Source organism: Streptomyces sp. NPDC050738 (genome assembly GCF_040654175.1).
Classification (GTDB): Bacteria; Actinomycetota; Actinomycetes; order Streptomycetales; family Streptomycetaceae; genus Streptomyces.
This window is the reverse complement of record NZ_JBFAHN010000009.1, coordinates 251,703-266,711: the sequence shown is the minus strand read 5'-3', so window position 1 is coordinate 266,711 and position 15,009 is coordinate 251,703. Positions and strand designations below refer to the sequence as shown.

The 15,009-nt window shown below is 69.3% G+C and carries 11 protein-coding genes; 3 read left to right on the top strand and 8 right to left on the bottom strand.

Features of this window, described 5'->3' with window-relative positions; translation table 11 throughout:
• Positions 1 to 1,227 carry an acetyl-CoA C-acyltransferase gene (locus tag AB0H78_RS24125; protein ID WP_363236603.1) on the top strand — a complete coding sequence of 409 codons (1,227 nt, stop codon included), beginning with the start codon at positions 1 to 3 and terminating at the stop codon, positions 1,225 to 1,227.
• Positions 1,224 to 3,356, top strand: coding sequence for a 3-hydroxyacyl-CoA dehydrogenase NAD-binding domain-containing protein (locus AB0H78_RS24120; RefSeq protein ID WP_363236602.1), 2,133 nt, complete (start codon positions 1,224 to 1,226; stop codon positions 3,354 to 3,356). Before AB0H78_RS24125 ends, AB0H78_RS24120 begins: the two co-directional genes overlap by 4 nt.
• A 65-nt stretch (positions 3,357 to 3,421) precedes the next feature.
• Here AB0H78_RS24120 and AB0H78_RS24115 read toward each other — a convergent pair whose 3' ends face one another.
• A complete protein-coding gene (locus AB0H78_RS24115; RefSeq protein WP_363236601.1) occupies positions 3,422 to 4,465 on the bottom strand; it encodes a hypothetical protein in 1,044 nt (347 codons plus the stop codon).
• 79 nt (positions 4,466 to 4,544) lie between these two features.
• Between AB0H78_RS24115 and AB0H78_RS24110 the strand changes: the two genes are divergently transcribed.
• A complete protein-coding gene (locus AB0H78_RS24110; protein ID WP_363236600.1) occupies positions 4,545 to 4,922 on the top strand; it encodes an NTP pyrophosphohydrolase in 378 nt (125 codons plus the stop codon).
• Here AB0H78_RS24110 and AB0H78_RS24105 read toward each other — a convergent pair.
• The 7 genes from AB0H78_RS24105 to AB0H78_RS24075 all read right to left on the bottom strand — a co-directional run bounded on the left by AB0H78_RS24105 (position 4,898) and on the right by AB0H78_RS24075 (position 14,952).
• Positions 4,898 to 6,370: a glycosyltransferase family 39 protein gene (locus AB0H78_RS24105; protein ID WP_363236599.1), complete on the bottom strand. Its 1,473-nt coding sequence runs from the start codon at positions 6,368 to 6,370 to the stop codon at positions 4,898 to 4,900. The two genes, AB0H78_RS24110 and AB0H78_RS24105, sit on opposite strands and share 25 nt — an antisense overlap.
• A 72-nt stretch (positions 6,371 to 6,442) precedes the next feature.
• Complete coding sequence (locus AB0H78_RS24100; RefSeq protein WP_363236598.1) at positions 6,443 to 7,960, bottom strand: amino acid permease; 1,518 nt, start codon at positions 7,958 to 7,960, stop codon at positions 6,443 to 6,445.
• A gap of 190 nt (positions 7,961 to 8,150) precedes the next feature.
• On the bottom strand, positions 8,151 to 10,064 hold the full coding sequence (gene dxs / locus AB0H78_RS24095) for a 1-deoxy-D-xylulose-5-phosphate synthase (protein WP_363236597.1): 1,914 nt from the start codon (positions 10,062 to 10,064) through the stop codon (positions 8,151 to 8,153).
• 179 nt (positions 10,065 to 10,243) lie between these two features.
• Positions 10,244 to 11,542 carry a sugar ABC transporter permease gene (locus tag AB0H78_RS24090; protein WP_363236596.1) on the bottom strand — a complete coding sequence of 433 codons (1,299 nt, stop codon included), beginning with the start codon at positions 11,540 to 11,542 and terminating at the stop codon, positions 10,244 to 10,246.
• On the bottom strand, positions 11,539 to 12,327 hold the full coding sequence (locus AB0H78_RS24085) for an ATP-binding cassette domain-containing protein (protein WP_363236595.1): 789 nt from the start codon (positions 12,325 to 12,327) through the stop codon (positions 11,539 to 11,541). The genes AB0H78_RS24090 and AB0H78_RS24085 overlap by 4 nt, the downstream gene beginning before the upstream one ends.
• Positions 12,328 to 12,562: 235 nt before the next feature.
• Positions 12,563 to 13,630, bottom strand: a complete 1,068-nt coding sequence (locus AB0H78_RS24080) for a substrate-binding domain-containing protein (RefSeq protein ID WP_363236594.1) — start codon at positions 13,628 to 13,630, stop codon at positions 12,563 to 12,565.
• Between the two features lie 122 nt (positions 13,631 to 13,752).
• Positions 13,753 to 14,952: an ROK family transcriptional regulator gene (locus AB0H78_RS24075; RefSeq protein WP_363236593.1), complete on the bottom strand. Its 1,200-nt coding sequence runs from the start codon at positions 14,950 to 14,952 to the stop codon at positions 13,753 to 13,755.
• Positions 14,953 to 15,009 lie beyond the last annotated feature (57 nt).

Here is a 15,009-nt window from a genome sequence, read left to right as displayed (position 1 = left end):
GTGCCTCGTACCATCCGGGACGTCGTCTTCGTCGACGGCGTCCGCACCCCGTTCGGCAAGGCGGGCCCGAAGGGCATCTACCACGAGACCCGGGCCGACGATCTCGTCGTGAAGGCGATCCGGGAGCTGCTGCGACGCAACCCGGAACTCGACCCCGCGCTGATCGACGAGGTGGCCATCGCCGCCACCACCCAGATCGGCGACCAGGGCCTCACCCTCGGCCGGACCGCGGGAATCCTCGCCGGTCTGCCGCAGTCCGTGCCCGGCTACTCGATCGACCGCATGTGCGCGGGCGCGCTGACCGCCGTGACGGCGACCGCGGGCTCGATCGCCTTCGGCGCGTACGACGCCGTCATCGCCGGTGGCGTCGAGCACATGGGCCGCCACCCCATGGGCGAGGGCGTCGACCCGAACCCGCGGTTCGTGAGCGAGAAGCTCGTCGACGAGTCCGCCCTGTTCATGGGCATGACCGCCGAGAACCTGCACGACCGCTACCCCACCATCACCAAGCAGCGCGCGGATGAGTACGCCGTGCGCTCGCAGGAGAAGGCTGCGAAGGCGTACGCGAACGGGAAGATCCAGCAGGACCTGGTCCCGATCTCCGTACGCAACACCAACGCCGAGGTGGGCGAGACCGGTTGGGGTCTGGTCACCGCCGACGAGCCGATGCGTCCGGGCACGACCCTGGAGAACCTCGCCGGGCTCAAGACGCCGTTCCGTACGCATGGACGCGTCACCGCGGGCAACGCCGCCGGTCTCAACGACGGTGCCACCGCCTCGATCATCGCCTCCGAGGACTTCGCCCGGGAGCACAACCTCCCGGTCAAGATGCGCCTCGTGTCGTACGCCTTCACCGGCGTCGAGCCGGAGGTCATGGGCTACGGCCCGATCCCGGCCACCGAGAAGGCCCTCGCCAAGGCCGGCCTCTCCATCGAGGACATCAACCTCTTCGAGATCAACGAGGCCTTCGCGGTCCAGGTGCTCGCCTTCCTCGAGCACTACGGCATCGCGGACGACGACGCGCGCGTCAACCAGTACGGCGGCGCCATCGCCTACGGCCACCCCCTCGCCTCTTCCGGCGTGCGTCTGATGACGCAGCTGGCGCGGCAGTTCGAGGAGCAGCCCGAGGTCCGCTACGGCCTGACCACCATGTGTGTCGGCTTCGGCATGGGCGCCACGGTCATCTGGGAGAACCCGAACCACAAGGACGCCGGAGGCGAGAAGTGAGCACGTCCACCACTGAGCTTCTGAAGGGTGCAGCCGAGCTGTTCCCGGGCGAGGTCGTCACCTCGGCGCACGTACGCCACCTCGATCTGCCGTACGGCGCGGGCAAGTTCGCGCTGATCACGCTGGACAACGGCTTCGACCACACCAAGCCGACGACCTTCGGCCCGGGTTCGCTCGCGAATCTGAACGCCGCCATCGACCAGGTGGAGAAGGAGGCGGCCGACGGAGCAATCGTCGGTGTCGGTATCACCGGCAAGCCGTTCATCTTCGCGGTCGGCGCCGACCTCAAGGGTGTCGAGCTCCTCAAGAACCACGACGACGCGCTGGCCATCGGCAAGGGCGGCCACGAGGTCTTCAAGCGGCTGTCGGGCCTGGCGGTCCCCACGTTCACGTACTACAACGGTGCCGCGATGGGCGGCGGTGTCGAGGTCGGTCTGCACTGCACCTACCGCACCGTCTCCAAGGCACTGCCCGCCTTCTCGCTGCCCGAGGTCTTCCTCGGTCTGGTACCCGGCTGGGGCGGCTGCGCCCTGCTGCCGAACCTGATCGGCGCGGAGCGCGCGGTCTCGGTCATCATCGAGAACTCGCTCAGCCAGAACCGGCAGTTGAAGGGCAAGCAGGTCTTCGAGCTCGGGATCGCCGACGCGATCTTCGAGGGCGCGGACTTCCTGGAGCAGTCGCTGATCTGGACGGCGAACGTCCTCAAGGGCGACGTCAAGGTCGAGCGCCCCGCGATCGACCGCGGCGAGGCCTGGGACCAGGCCGTCGCCAAGGGCCGTCTCGTCGCCGACTCCAAGGTGCACGGCGCCGCCCCGGCCGCGTACCGCGCGCTGGACATCATCGCCGCCGCCAAGAGCGGTGACCTGCAGGCGGGCTTCGACGCCGAGGACGCCGCGCTGGCCGACCTCATCATGGGCGGGGAACTCCGCAGCGGCATCTACGCGTTCAACCTCGTACAGAAGCGCGCCAAGCGCCCGGCGGGTGCGCCGGACAAGAACCTGGCGCGTCCGGTGACGAAGGTGGGCGTCGTGGGTGCGGGCCTGATGGCCTCGCAGCTCGCGCTGCTCTTCCTGCGCCGCCTCGAGGTCCCGGTCGTCCTCACGGACATCGACCAGGCGCGGGTCGACAAGGGCGTTTCGTACGTCCACGGCGAGATCGACAAGCTGCTGCTGAAGTCCCGCATCAACCAGGACAAGGCCAACCGCCTCAAGGGCCTGGTCTCCGGTGTCCTGGACAAGGCCGAGGGCTTCTCCGACGCCGACTTCATCATCGAGGCCGTCTTCGAGGAGATCGGCGTCAAGCAGCAGGTGTTCGCGGAGGTCGAGGCGGTCGCTCCGGCGCACGCGATCCTCGCCACCAACACCTCGTCCCTCTCGGTCACCGAGATGGCGTCGAAGCTGAAGAACCCCGAGCGGGTCGTCGGCTTCCACTTCTTCAACCCGGTCGCGATCCTCCCGCTCCTGGAGATCGTGCGCGGCGAGCAGACGGACGACGCGTCGCTGGCCACGGCCTTCGGTGTCGCCAAGAAGCTGAAGAAGACCGCTGTACTGGTGAAGGACGCCCCGGCGTTCGTCGTGAACCGCATCCTCACCCGCTTCATGGGCGAGATCCAGAACGTCATCGACGAGGGCACCCCGGTGGAGGTCGCCGAGAAGGCGGTCGAGCCGCTGGGCCTGCCGATGTCGCCCCTGGTGCTCCTGGAGCTGGTCGGCCCGGCGATCGGTCTGCACGTCTCGGAGACCCTGAACCGCGCCTTCCCGGAGCGCTTCACCGTCTCGGAGAACCTGGCCGCCGTGGTCAAGGCGGGCAAGCGCGGCTTCTACGTCTACGACAGCGGCAAGCCGGAGCTGGACCCGGAGGTCGCGGCGCTGCTCAAGCAGGGCGATGTCGTACTGACCGAGGAGCAGACCCGTGACCGTGTCCTGGACGCGGTGGCGCAGGAGATCGGGCTCATGCTGGAGGAGGGTGTCGTCGCCGAGGCGCAGGACATCGACCTCTGCCTGATCACCGGTGCGGGCTGGCCCTTCCACCTCGGCGGGATCACGCCGTACCTGGACCGCGAGGGCGTCTCGCAGCGGGTGAACGGGAAGCCGTTCCTGGCGCAGGGCGTGGCGAGCGTTCCGGCGTAACGTCCGAACCCCATAGCGATCGGGCCGTACGGGATCACTCCCGTACGGCCCGATCGTTTTTCGTCCTAGGCGCGGACCCAGGCCGCCAGTGCCAGGCCCGGTTCGTCCTTCTGGCGGGCCACGCGCAGGGTGCCGTCCGCGGCGACGACCGCCATGACCACCCGGCCCTCGGCGTCCAGGGCGAGGGCGGGGGCGCCGAGGGAGGGCTCGCCGGTCGGCGTCCACCACAGGCCGTCCGCTTCGGCCTCGGTCGGGCAGGCCGCGATGGCCGGGCGGCCGTCGCGGCCCCGGTAGGCCAGGACCGTGCAGTCGTGTCCCTCTATCGGGGTGCGCAGAACCGCCGGGGGGCCGTCGTCCGGGTCGCCGCCGAGGGCGATGGGCTCGGAGCCGTGGCGGTGGGCGACGATGCCGGCGGACTCGCGGTCGCTCCAGTAGTACGTGGCGTGGTCGTCGGCGGTCTGCAGGCCGGTCAGCGAGGCCGGGTGCGGGGTGGCCGCGACAGGCTCGGCCTCGCTGAAGTCGCCGCCTGGGGCGGCCTGTTCGCGGCGGAGGAGTTCCTTGTCGGCGGGGGCGAGCGCCTCGACCAGGCCGCCGACGGCGACGGCGGCCGCCATGCCCTCGCGGAAGTTCGCGCCCTTGAGGTCCTGCCACCCCTGCCACTTCACGGCCTTGGTCTGGCGCCGCAGATTGACCGCGCCGTTGCCGTTGTTCAGGAAGAGGTGCACATAGCCGTCGGCGCTGACCGCGACCGCGGGGACACCGACGGCACGGGCCTTGTTCATGTCCTTGGTGTGCGGATTGCCCAGCGACTGCCAGGGGCCGATCGGGCGACCGCTCTGGTACTGGACGGCGTGCATCACGTCGTCGCCCTGGGCCCGCCTGCGGCGGGCGAGGAGGTGGACGTAACCGTCGGGGCCCTGCCCGAGCGCGAGGTGCAGGAGGCCTGCGGCCTCGATGAAATCGGGGGGCGACCAGTGGGGTCCGCCGGGGCTGGTCTCCGTCCAGCGGAGGATGCCGCCCTCGGTCAGGGCGTAGGCGGTGAGCCTTCCGTCCTTGCCGAGGAAAAGCCAGCGACTGGTGCTGGGCGCTTGGGCGGTACGCGGCGACATGGCTGGCTGCCAGCCTTCCTTCAACTGGTCATACTTGTCGACAACACTAACATTCTGGCTGGTGAGGGGCGGTGCGAGGGTGTCCCTGTTGATCGTGGACGCGGCAAATGTGGTGGGTTCCGTGCCCGACGGCTGGTGGCGGGACCGGCGCGGGGCCGCCGTACGGCTGCGGGACGGCCTCGTCCTGTACGGGCGGGCGGCCGGGGAAGGGGCCGAGATCGTCCTGGTGGTGGAGGGCGCGGCCCGCGGGGTGGAGTCCGTCGAAGGCGTACGGGTGGAGTCGGCACCCGGCAGCGGTGACGACCGGATCGTGGAGCTGGCCGCGGAGGCCGGGGCCGCCGGGGTGGAGTGCACCGTGGTGACCGCCGACCGTGAGCTGCGCAGGCGCGTGGAGGCTCACGGGGCGCGGTGCGCCGGCCCCCGCAGCGTGCGTCAGCCGCCCGGGGAGCGTACGTAGAACACCGCCCCGTCGACCGTGGCCCGCTCCGTGTAGCGGCCCTCGATGAGCCGGCGCAGGGTGGGGACGCGGTCGGGCGCGAAGGGCTTGCCGAGCGAGTCGTCGACGATCAGGGCCGGGGGACGCTCGGCCATCTCCTGGCGGAAGTGGGCCCACGCGCCGTCGACGGCGTACTTCTCGCCGACCTGCGGGCCGTCGCGGCCGCCGCTGTAGTTGGTCAGCAGCCCTGCGGTGAGGAAGCGGCTGGCGGGGGTCCGGTCGGCGAAGAGATACGTCTCGGGGTGCATCCCCCAGACCAGGACGCGGTCGGTGGGCACGGTGCGCACCTGTACCGCCGCGGCCAGGCGCTGGACGTGGACGAGTTCCGGGCGCGGTGCGAACAGGCCCCAGGCGAGGAAGAGCGCGCAGGTGCAGGCCGAGGTGAGAACGGCTCTGTGCAGCCAGTCGCGCGGCAGGATCTGCAGCGCGGCCGTGCCCAACAGCGCCAGGGGCGGGATGAGTTGGAGGTAGTAGTGGCCGAAGAAGTGGAAGCCGATGACGACCGCGGCCACTGACGAGGCGAGCCACAGCCAGAGGTCGGCGGCCCCGGTGCGGGCGATGCGCAGGACGCGCAGGACCGGGGGGATCAGACCGGCGCAGGCGAAGGCGAGGATCGCGGTGTTGGTCACGGCGCGTACCAGCACATGGAGTTCGGATCCGGTGAAGGAGGCATACGCCCCCGAGCCGGTCACCGTCCAGAAGACGAAGCCCGTCGGGGTGGTGAGCAGGGCTGCGGCGATCACGGGGGCGGCGAGGCCGACTGCCGTACGCAGTACGGCATTTCGGGTCGGTGCGGTGCGCCACAGCACCCAGAGAACCGGGATCAGCACCGCGCCGCCGGTCTGTTTGGTCAGGAACGCGGCGGCCACCGCGGCGCCGGCCCAGGCCCACCGTCCGCGGTCCGCGCACCACAGGGCGGCCGCCGTGAAGGGCAGCATGAAGACCTCGAAGGTGGCGGCCTGGGTGTCCTCCGGGTTGAGGCCGATGGACGCCAGGAGATAGAGGACTCCCGCGGTGCGCCCGGCCCGATCGCCCCAGCGGCGGCGGGCGATCGCGGCCAGGAGGGCCGCGGTGGCCAGCTGGGCGAGGACCGCGAGGACCTTCAGCGGGCGCAGCGAGTCGTCGCCGCAGAGCGCGAAGACGGCTTCGTACAGCCAGGGCAGCAGGGGTGGCTTGCGGTCGACGACCGTGTCGTAGAGGGTGCCGCCGCCCGCCAGTATCCGCGCCTGGACGGCGAGATAGCCCTCGTCCGGGTTCCAGAGGGGGAGGCGGAAGGAGGGGATGCGGGTGACGGCGGCCAGTGCGGCAAGGAGGGGGAGGACGCGGCGCCAGAAGGGTGGCGCCGGTGCGCGTCGCTGCGGCCGGGGGGCGGATACGTACCGTAGCGACGGCGGCAAATCGACAAGCATGGGTGCAAACTACCGGCCCCGCACTCCGCGGCTTATGCGGACATACGGGGCCGGAGATGAAATCGCGTGCGATTACCGGGAGTTGCGGGCGCGGGCGAGGTGACTGTGCTTGCGGCCGTAACTGAAGTAGATGACGACCCCGACGGCCATCCAGATCGCGAACCGCAGCCAGGTCTCGACCGACAGGTTCAGCATCAGCCACACCGAGCAGGCCACCGAGAGCACCGGCAGCACGGGCACCCAGGGTGCCTTGAAGTTGCGCGGCAGGTCGGGGCGAGTGCGACGCAGGATGATCACGCCGAGGGCCACGACGACAAAGGCGAAGAGCGTGCCGATGTTGACGAGCTTGGACAGCTCGTCGAGCGAGACGAAGCCGGCCACCAGCGCGGAGATGAGGCCCAGGATGAGGGTGGAGCGGTAGGGCGTACGGAACTTGGGGTGGACGTGGCTGAAGAGCGGCGGCAGCAGGCCGTCGCGGCTCATCGCGAAGAAGACGCGGCTCTGGCCCATCAGCAGGATCATGCAGACGGTGACCAGGCCGATGATCGCGCCGAAGTTGATGAGCCCGGCCCAGAAGGGGTGCCCGACGGACTTGAAGGCCTCGGAGAGCGGGGCTTCGGAGTCGAGGTCGGTGTACTTCTGCATGCCGGTCACCACGATCGCGACGGCGACGTAGAGGATCGTGCAGATCAGCAGTGAGCCGAGGATGCCGCGGGGGATGTCCTTCTGCGGATTGCGGGTCTCCTCGGCGGCGGTGGCGACGACGTCGAAGCCGATGTACGCGAAGAAGACGACGGCCGCGGCGGTGAAGATCCCCATGAAGCCGAAGCTGGTGGGCGTGAAGCCGAAGACCGCCTCGAGGAGCGTGGAGTTGAGGCCCGAGGCGCCCTTGGTCTCCTGCGACGGCGGGATGAACGGGTGGTAGTTGGAGCCGTTGACCAGGAAGGCGCCGACCGCGATCACGATCAGTACGACGATGACCTTGATCGTCACGACGACCGAGGTGACCATCGCGGAGAGCTTCATGCCGACGACGATCACCGCGGTGACCGCGAGGATGAGGAGGAAGGCGGCGATGTTGAAGCCGAACCCGCCGTCGGCGGGCGGCCCTTGGAGCTTGGTGGGCAGCGGGATGCCCCAGCTGTCGAGGAGCGACTGCGCATAGCCGGACCAGCCGACGGCGACCGTCGCGCAGCCCAGCGCCAGCTCCAGGACCAGGTCCCAGCCGATGATCCAGGCGGGGAACTCGCCGAGGGAGGCGTAGGAGAAGGTGTACGCGGATCCGGCGACCGGGACGGTCGAGGCGAACTCCGCGTAGCAGAGGGCCGCCAGGGCGCAGACCACGGCGGCGACGACGAAGGCGAGGGTGACGGCGGGGCCCGCGTAGTTCTTGGCCGCCGTACCGGTGATGACGAAGATTCCGGAGCCGATGACGACCCCGACGCCGAAGACCGTGAGGTCGAGGGCCGAGAGCGACTTCTTCAGCGCGTGCTCGGGCTCCTCCGTGTCCTGGATCGACTGCTCGATCGATTTCGTCCGCAGCAGTCCCTGCTGCCTCTTGCTGGTGCTGTGGTCGGTGTGTGTGGCCACTGCCGCGCCTCCCTGATGGTCCGGTCCCGATCGCCGAGTCACCGCAATGATCGAGACCACACCTGCCCGTACGGAGAACGGGAGGGGCAATTCACCCGATGGGGCCCATGCGGGGGAAAACCAATAGGCCGTACGGACCACCCGGGGGGGATGGTCCGTACGGCCCAGGGGCTGACGGGGGCGGAGCGGATCAGTCGCGCGCGACCTCGGCCGCCACGTCCACCATGCGGCCGTCGAGCTTCGCCACCAGGCCGGTGACCTGGCGGGCGATGTCCGGGGCGGTCAGACCGATCTCGGCCATGACCTCCTTGCGGGACGCGTGGTCGAGGAAGCGCGACGGGATGCCGAAGTCGCGCAGCGGTACGTCCACGCCCGCGTCCCGCAGCGCCTGCGCGACCGCGGAACCGACCCCGCCGGCACGGCTGTTGTCCTCGACGGTGACGACGACCCGGTGCTGCTCGGCCAGCGGGGGCAGCGCCTCGTCGACGGGCTTGACCCAGCGGGGGTCGACGACGGTGGTGGTGATGCCCTGCTTGTTGAGCAGCTCGGCGATCTCCAGGCACATGGGCGCCAGGGCGCCGACCGAGACCAGGAGGACATCAGGGGTGTCCGTGCCCGCGTTGCGCAGGACGTCCATGCCGCCGACCTTGCCGACGGCGGGAACGGCGGGACCGACCGCGCCCTTGGAGAAGCGGACCACCGTCGGGGCGTCCTCGACCTGGACGGCCTCGCGCAGCTGGGCCCTGACCTGGTCGGCGTCGCGCGGGGCGGCGATCCGCAGGGTCGGGACGCACTGCAGGATCGACATGTCCCACATGCCGTTGTGCGAGGCGCCGTCGGTGCCGGTGACCCCGGCCCGGTCCAGGACGAAGGTCACGCCGCACTTGTGCAGGGCGACGTCCATCAGGACCTGGTCGAAGGCGCGGTTGAGGAAGGTCGCGTACACCGCGAAGACGGGGTGGAGTCCGCCGGTGGCCAGGCCGGCCGCGGAGACCGCGGCGTGCTGCTCGGCGATCCCGACGTCGTACACCCGGTCGGGGAAGACCTTGGCGAACTTGTCGAGGCCGACGGGCTGGAGCATGGCCGCGGTGATCGCGACGATGTCGGCGCGCTCCTTGCCGAGGCGCACCATCTCCTCGCCGAAGACCGAGGTCCAGTCGAGACCGGCGGTGGCGATCGGCAGGCCGGTGTCGGGGTGGATCTTGCCGACGGCGTGGAAGCGGTCGGCCTCGTCCTGGAGGGCGGGCTGGTAGCCGCGGCCCTTCTCCGTGAGGCAGTGGACGATCACCGGGCCGCCGAAGCGCTTGGCGCGCTCCAGGGCGGACTCCAGGGCGGCGATGTCGTGGCCGTCGATCGGGCCGACGTACTTCAGGCCGAGGTCCTCGAACATGCCCTGCGGGGCGATGAAGTCCTTGAGGCCCTTCTTGGCGCCGTGCAGCGTCTCGTACAGCGGCTTGCCGACGACCGGGGTGCGCTCCAGGAAGTCCTTGCCCTTGGCGAGGAACCGCTCGTAGCCGTCGGTGGTGCGCAGGGTGGCCAGGTGGTCGGCGAGGCCGCCGATGGTGGGGGCGTAACTGCGCTCGTTGTCGTTGACGACGATGACCAGGGGGCGGTCCTTGGCGGCGGCGATATTGTTCAGCGCCTCCCAGGCCATGCCGCCGGTGAGGGCCCCGTCGCCGATGACGGCGACGACGTGGTCGTCCTTGCGCAGGACCTCGTTCGCCTTGGCGAGGCCGTCGGCCCAGCCCAGGACGGTGGAGGCGTGGCTGTTCTCGATGACGTCGTGCTCGGACTCCTCGCGCGAGGGGTAGCCGGAGAGGCCGCCCTTCATCTTGAGCTTGGAGAAGTCCTGACGGCCGGTGAGCAGCTTGTGCACATAGCTCTGGTGGCCGGTGTCGAAGAGGACGCGGTCCTTCGGGGAGTCGAAGACGCGGTGCAGGGCGATGGTCAGCTCGACGACGCCCAGGTTGGGGCCGAGGTGGCCACCGGTCTTGGACACGGCGTCGACGAGAAAGGCCCTGATCTCCTCGGCCAGCTGCTCCAGCTGCTCCGGGGTGAGCCGGTCCAGATCGCGCGGTCCCGTGATGCGGGTCAGCAGCGCCACCCGTGCCTCCTTGCGTTCCTAGCCTGATCGAGCTTCTGCCGGATCTTGTCGAGTCTAATGTTCCGGCCGCGACCGTGTTCATCGGGCGGTGCGTTCTATGTCACGCGTGCATCACGCTGTACCCACGCAGGAGCGCCCGACACCGGAGTACGGTGCCGGGCGCTCCTGCGGAACCGCGGTCAGGCGCGGCCCGCGGTCTTCTGGGTCTTGCGGGAGACCGAGTCGATGATCACGGCGATGAGGAGTACTCCACCGGTGATCATGTACTGGATCGCGTTGGAGGACAGGTTCATCTGGTTGAGGCCCTGGACGATCGACTGGATGACCAGGATGCCGAGGAGCGCGGACCAGACCTTGCCGCGTCCGCCGAACAGGGACGTACCGCCGATGACCGCTGCCGCGATGCACATCATCAGCTGGTTGCCGCCACCGAGCGAACGGTCGGCGCCGCCGGTCGCGGAGGCCAGGAAGAGACCGCCGACCGCACCGAGCGTGCCGGAGATCATGAACACCGAGATGCGGATCCAGGACACGTTGATACCGGCACGGCGAGCCGCCTCGATGCCACCGCCGACCGCGAAGATCTGACGGCCGTAGGTGGTACGGCGCAGGACGAAGTCGGTGATGACCAGGATCGCGAGGAAGATCACCAGGGAGAGAGGGAGGCCCTGCTCCTGATTGAACGCGTACGCGGCGAGGAGCGTGAGGATGGCCAGCAGCACCGTGCGCAGGATGATCTCGCTCTGCGGGCGGTGCGGCAGCTCTGCGGCCTTGCGGCGACGCGAGTCGCGCAGCTGCGCGAGGTAGAAGGCGACAATCACGACCACGGCGAGGCCGTAGGCGGCCGCGACGTCCTCGAAGTAGTAGCTGGTCAGGTCCCTGACGAAGCTGCCGAGCGGGGTGGTGATGGTGGACTTGTCGCCCATCACCCAGGTCTGCAGACCGGCCCAGCCGAGGAAGCCGGCGAGCGTCACGACGAACGCGGGCACGCCGATCTTGGCGAAGACGATGCCGTGGAAGGCTCCGATGACCGTGCCGGACAGGATGCCGACCACGATGGCGAGGGAGTCGGGCATGTCCGTGCCGAGCACGGCCCACACCGAACCCGCGAGACCGGCGACGGAACCGACCGCGAGGTCGATCTCGCCGAGCAGCAGTACGAAGACGATGCCGACGGCCATGATGCCGGGGCCCGCCGCGTACAGCGTGATCTGGTCGAGGTTGTACGAGGTGAGGAAGTTGCCGGTCTCGAGCTGGAAGACGATCCCGATGATGATCAGGCCCACCACGACGGGCAGCGAGCCGATCTCGCCCGAGCGCACCTTGCGCTTGAACTCGATCCAGTAGCCCTTGAAGCCCTGCTCACGGATGAGCAGGCGGGGGTCGACGACCTTGACTGCGCCAGCCGCGGCTGCGGGAGCCTCGGTGGCCTCGGCCTGGGCCGGGACCTTGGCGGGCGTCTTGCTGATCTTGCTCACTTGGATGCCTCCGCGCTGCGGGACTTGCGGCGGGTCACGGCGTTGTCGGTGGCGCCCGTGATCGCGGCGATGATTTCTTCGTGGCTGGTCGTCGCCACGGGGAAGATGCCGTTGTTGTGGCCGAGTCGCAGCACGGCGACCTGGTCGGCGACAGCCTTCACATCGGCCATGTTGTGGCTGATGAGGATGACGCCGAGGTTCTGCTCGCGCAGCCGCTCCACCAGGTCGAGGACCTGTGCGGTCTGCTCGACGCCGAGGGCCGCGGTGGGCTCGTCCAGGATCACGATCTTCGGGTTGCCGACCAGGGCGCGGGCGATGGCCACGACCTGGCGCTGGCCGCCGGAGAGGGCGGCGACCGGGATACGGACGCTGGGGATACGGATGGAGAGGGTGGACAGGAGGTCCTGTGCCCGCTTCTCCATGGCGACCTCGTCGAGGACGCCGCCCTTCTTGATCTCGCGACCGAGGAAGAGGTTGGCGACGACGTCCAGGTTGTCGCAGAGCGCGAGGTCCTGGTAGACGGTCGCGACGCCGAGGTTCTGGGCGTCGTGCGGCCGGTTGATCTCGACCGGCTTGCCCTCCCACTCGATGACGCCTTCATCGATGGGGTGCACGCCGGCGATCGTCTTGACCAGCGTGGACTTTCCGGCACCGTTGTCGCCTACGAGGGCGACGACTTCTCCGGCGTGGACTTCGAGATCGACACCGGAGAGGACCTGCACCGCTCCGAATCGCTTGAAGATTCCACGCAACGCCAGCACGGGCGTCTGTGACACGTGAACCATCTCCTTCGCCGCCTGACCGGCGGGGATGTGCCGCCTGACCGGCGGAGACGCCGCGCCGTGGGCGCGGCATCGGCGTACTGAAGTACTGGGGGGGGTGAGTGTCCGGCACCCGGCCGACAGCGGGGTATGAGCCGGCCGGGGCCGGACAGTCATGGGGCGGGCAGAGCCCGCGCACCTCGGCGCGCGGGTCGAACCCGTGCGTGCCAGGGCCTGTTGGCCCTGGCACGAGGAGGTGCTACTTGATGCCCAGCGCGGTGCACTTGGCGGCGATGTCCTTGACGCAGATCGCGGAGGCCTGGTAGATGCCGTCCTTGACCACGGTGGCCTCGATGTTGTCCTTGTTCACCACGGTCGGCTCGAGCAGCGTGGAGGGAACGCCGTCCGTCTTGCCCTGGGCGCCGATGTCCTTGCCCTGGAGCAGGTTGACGGCGAACTGAGCGGCGGCCGGGGCGAGCTGCTTCGGCGACTTGTAGATCGTGAAGGTCTGCGTACCGGCGATGATCCGCTGGATGCCGGGGAGTTCGGCGTCCTGGCCGCCCACCGGGATGCCCTTGATGCCGGCGTTGCCCAGGGAGGTGATGATGCCGCCGGCCATGCCGTCGTTGGCGGAGTAGACCGCGTTGATCTTGTCCTTGCCGACCGAGGAGATACCGGCGGTCATCTTCTCACCGGCGATCTTCGGGTCCCACTCGCCGGACGCCTCGTAGGCAATCTTGATCTTGCCGTCGAGGGACTCGTGGGCGCCCTTCTTGAACAGACCGGCGTTCGGGTCCTTCTCGTCACCGTTGATCATGACGAGGTTGGAGGTGGCGGCCTTCGAGCCGAGGGCGTCGAGGATGGCCTGCCCCTGGAGCTTGCCGATCTTCTCGTTGTCGTGGCTGACGTAGGCGTCGGCACCGACGATGGCGCGGTCGTACGCGACGACCTTGACGCCCTTCTTGTGCGCGTCGGCGACCCATGCGGCGGACTTCTCGGCGTCGACCGACGAGATCGCGATGACCTTGATGCCGTCGGCTATCTGCTGCTCGAACTGCTGCTTCTGCTGGCCGACATCGCCGCCTGCGTTGTTGTAGACAACATCGCAGTCCGCGCAGTCCTTCTTGACTGCCTCGATGAACAGCGGCTTGTCCAGCGTCTCGTAGCGAGCCGTCTTGTTCTCGGGGAGCAGCAGACCGATCTTGGTCTTGCTGCCCGAGTCACCGGAGTCCTTCTTGTCGTCGCCGGCCTTGCCGCAGGCGGCAATCGAGAGGGCCATCGAGACGGCAGCGGTACCGATAACAGCGCGACGCATCATTGCGTTCATGTGGAGAAGCCTCCCTGACGAGGCCGCAACGTTGCGGCCGAGGTGGGAGTGAGTCAACTCGGCCGCCACGTAGGCGTCAAGGAGTAAATCCTTAACGAGATGGCAACGGTGTCATTCGTTATCTAAGTGAAGGCAGGGGTCCCCGCGGGGACACTACTGTCCAAAAGGGTCGAATCGCCCATTTCGCTGAGTACGAGGGCGAGAGCGCCCAGCACCTCGGCACGACCGCCCAACGCCCCGGGAAGCACGGAGAGTTGACGTGCCGCGCTGGGGATCGCGTACCGGCCGACCGACTCGCGGATGGGCCCCAGGACCAGCTCTCCGGCCTCCGCGAGGTCTCCGCCGAGGACGACACGGGAGGGGTTGAGGAGGTTGCACAGGTTGGCCACGCCGCTGCCGATGTGACGGCCGACGTCCGCCACGACGCGGCGGCACCCCGGATCGCCCTCGCGCGCCAGCTGGACGACCCGCTCCATGGTCAGGTCCACGCCGTGGCTGGACTGGAGCAGGGGCAGCACGTACCGGGCCGCCGTGAAGGTCTCCAGGCAGCCGCGGTTGCCGCAGCGGCAGACCGGGCCCGACTCGTCGAGGGTGATGTGGCCGATCTCGCCGGCCGTGCCGCCGGGGCCCCGGTAGATCTGCCCGTCGATGACGAGCCCGGCGCCCACACCGCTGGCGACCTTGATGTACGCGAGGTCCTTGACCCCCCGGCCGCTCCCCCACACCAACTCGCCGAGCGCGCCCAGGTTGGCGTCGTTGTCGACGTACACCGGCACCCCCAGCCGCGCGGAGAGCTCCTCAGAGGGATTGATCCCGGTCCAGCCCGGCAGGATCGAGGTGGAGCCGAGCGTGCCCGACTCGACGTCGATGGGGCCCGGCACACCGAGACCCACTCCGATCACCTTGTCCGCGCTGATGCCGGTCGCCGCGATCAGCCGCTTGACCAGCTCCTCGGCCCGCCCGAAGCCCTGCGCGGACGAGGCGTCCACATCGAGGGGCTCGGACTCCTCCGCGAGCACTTGGTGGGCCAGGTTGCCGACCGCGACCCGGAGATGCGTATGTCCGAAATCGACGCCGATGACGATGCCGGCGGATCCGCTGAGCGAGACGCTGCGGGCCCTGCGGCCGCCTGCGGAGGTCGGGGTGACCTCGACCGTTCCGCCGTCCTTCAGCTCCCGGACGATATTGGAGACCGTGGCTGCCGAGAGCCCGGTGGAGCGGGCGATCTCCGCCTGAGTGAGCGAGCCCGCCATCCGCACCGCGCGAACGACCCGCTCAAGGTTGGCCCGGTGCAGGGATGTCTGCGACCCCGGAGTCTCCATCGACTCATCCACTCCCGTTTGTGGCAGACGGCACGACGGCCGCCCCCCGCGCGGGGT

Coding starts and splice junctions, on each gene's coding strand:
- AB0H78_RS24115 (WP_363236601.1), bottom strand. CDS start 4,465: ATGTCGCCGCGTACCGCCCAAGCGCCCAGCACCAGTCGCTGGCTTTTC.
- AB0H78_RS24075 (WP_363236593.1), bottom strand. CDS start 14,952: ATGGAGACTCCGGGGTCGCAGACATCCCTGCACCGGGCCAACCTTGAG.
- AB0H78_RS24085 (WP_363236595.1), bottom strand. CDS start 12,327: ATGGTTCACGTGTCACAGACGCCCGTGCTGGCGTTGCGTGGAATCTTC.
- AB0H78_RS24105 (WP_363236599.1), bottom strand. CDS start 6,370: ATGCTTGTCGATTTGCCGCCGTCGCTACGGTACGTATCCGCCCCCCGG.
- AB0H78_RS24080 (WP_363236594.1), bottom strand. CDS start 13,630: ATGAACGCAATGATGCGTCGCGCTGTTATCGGTACCGCTGCCGTCTCG.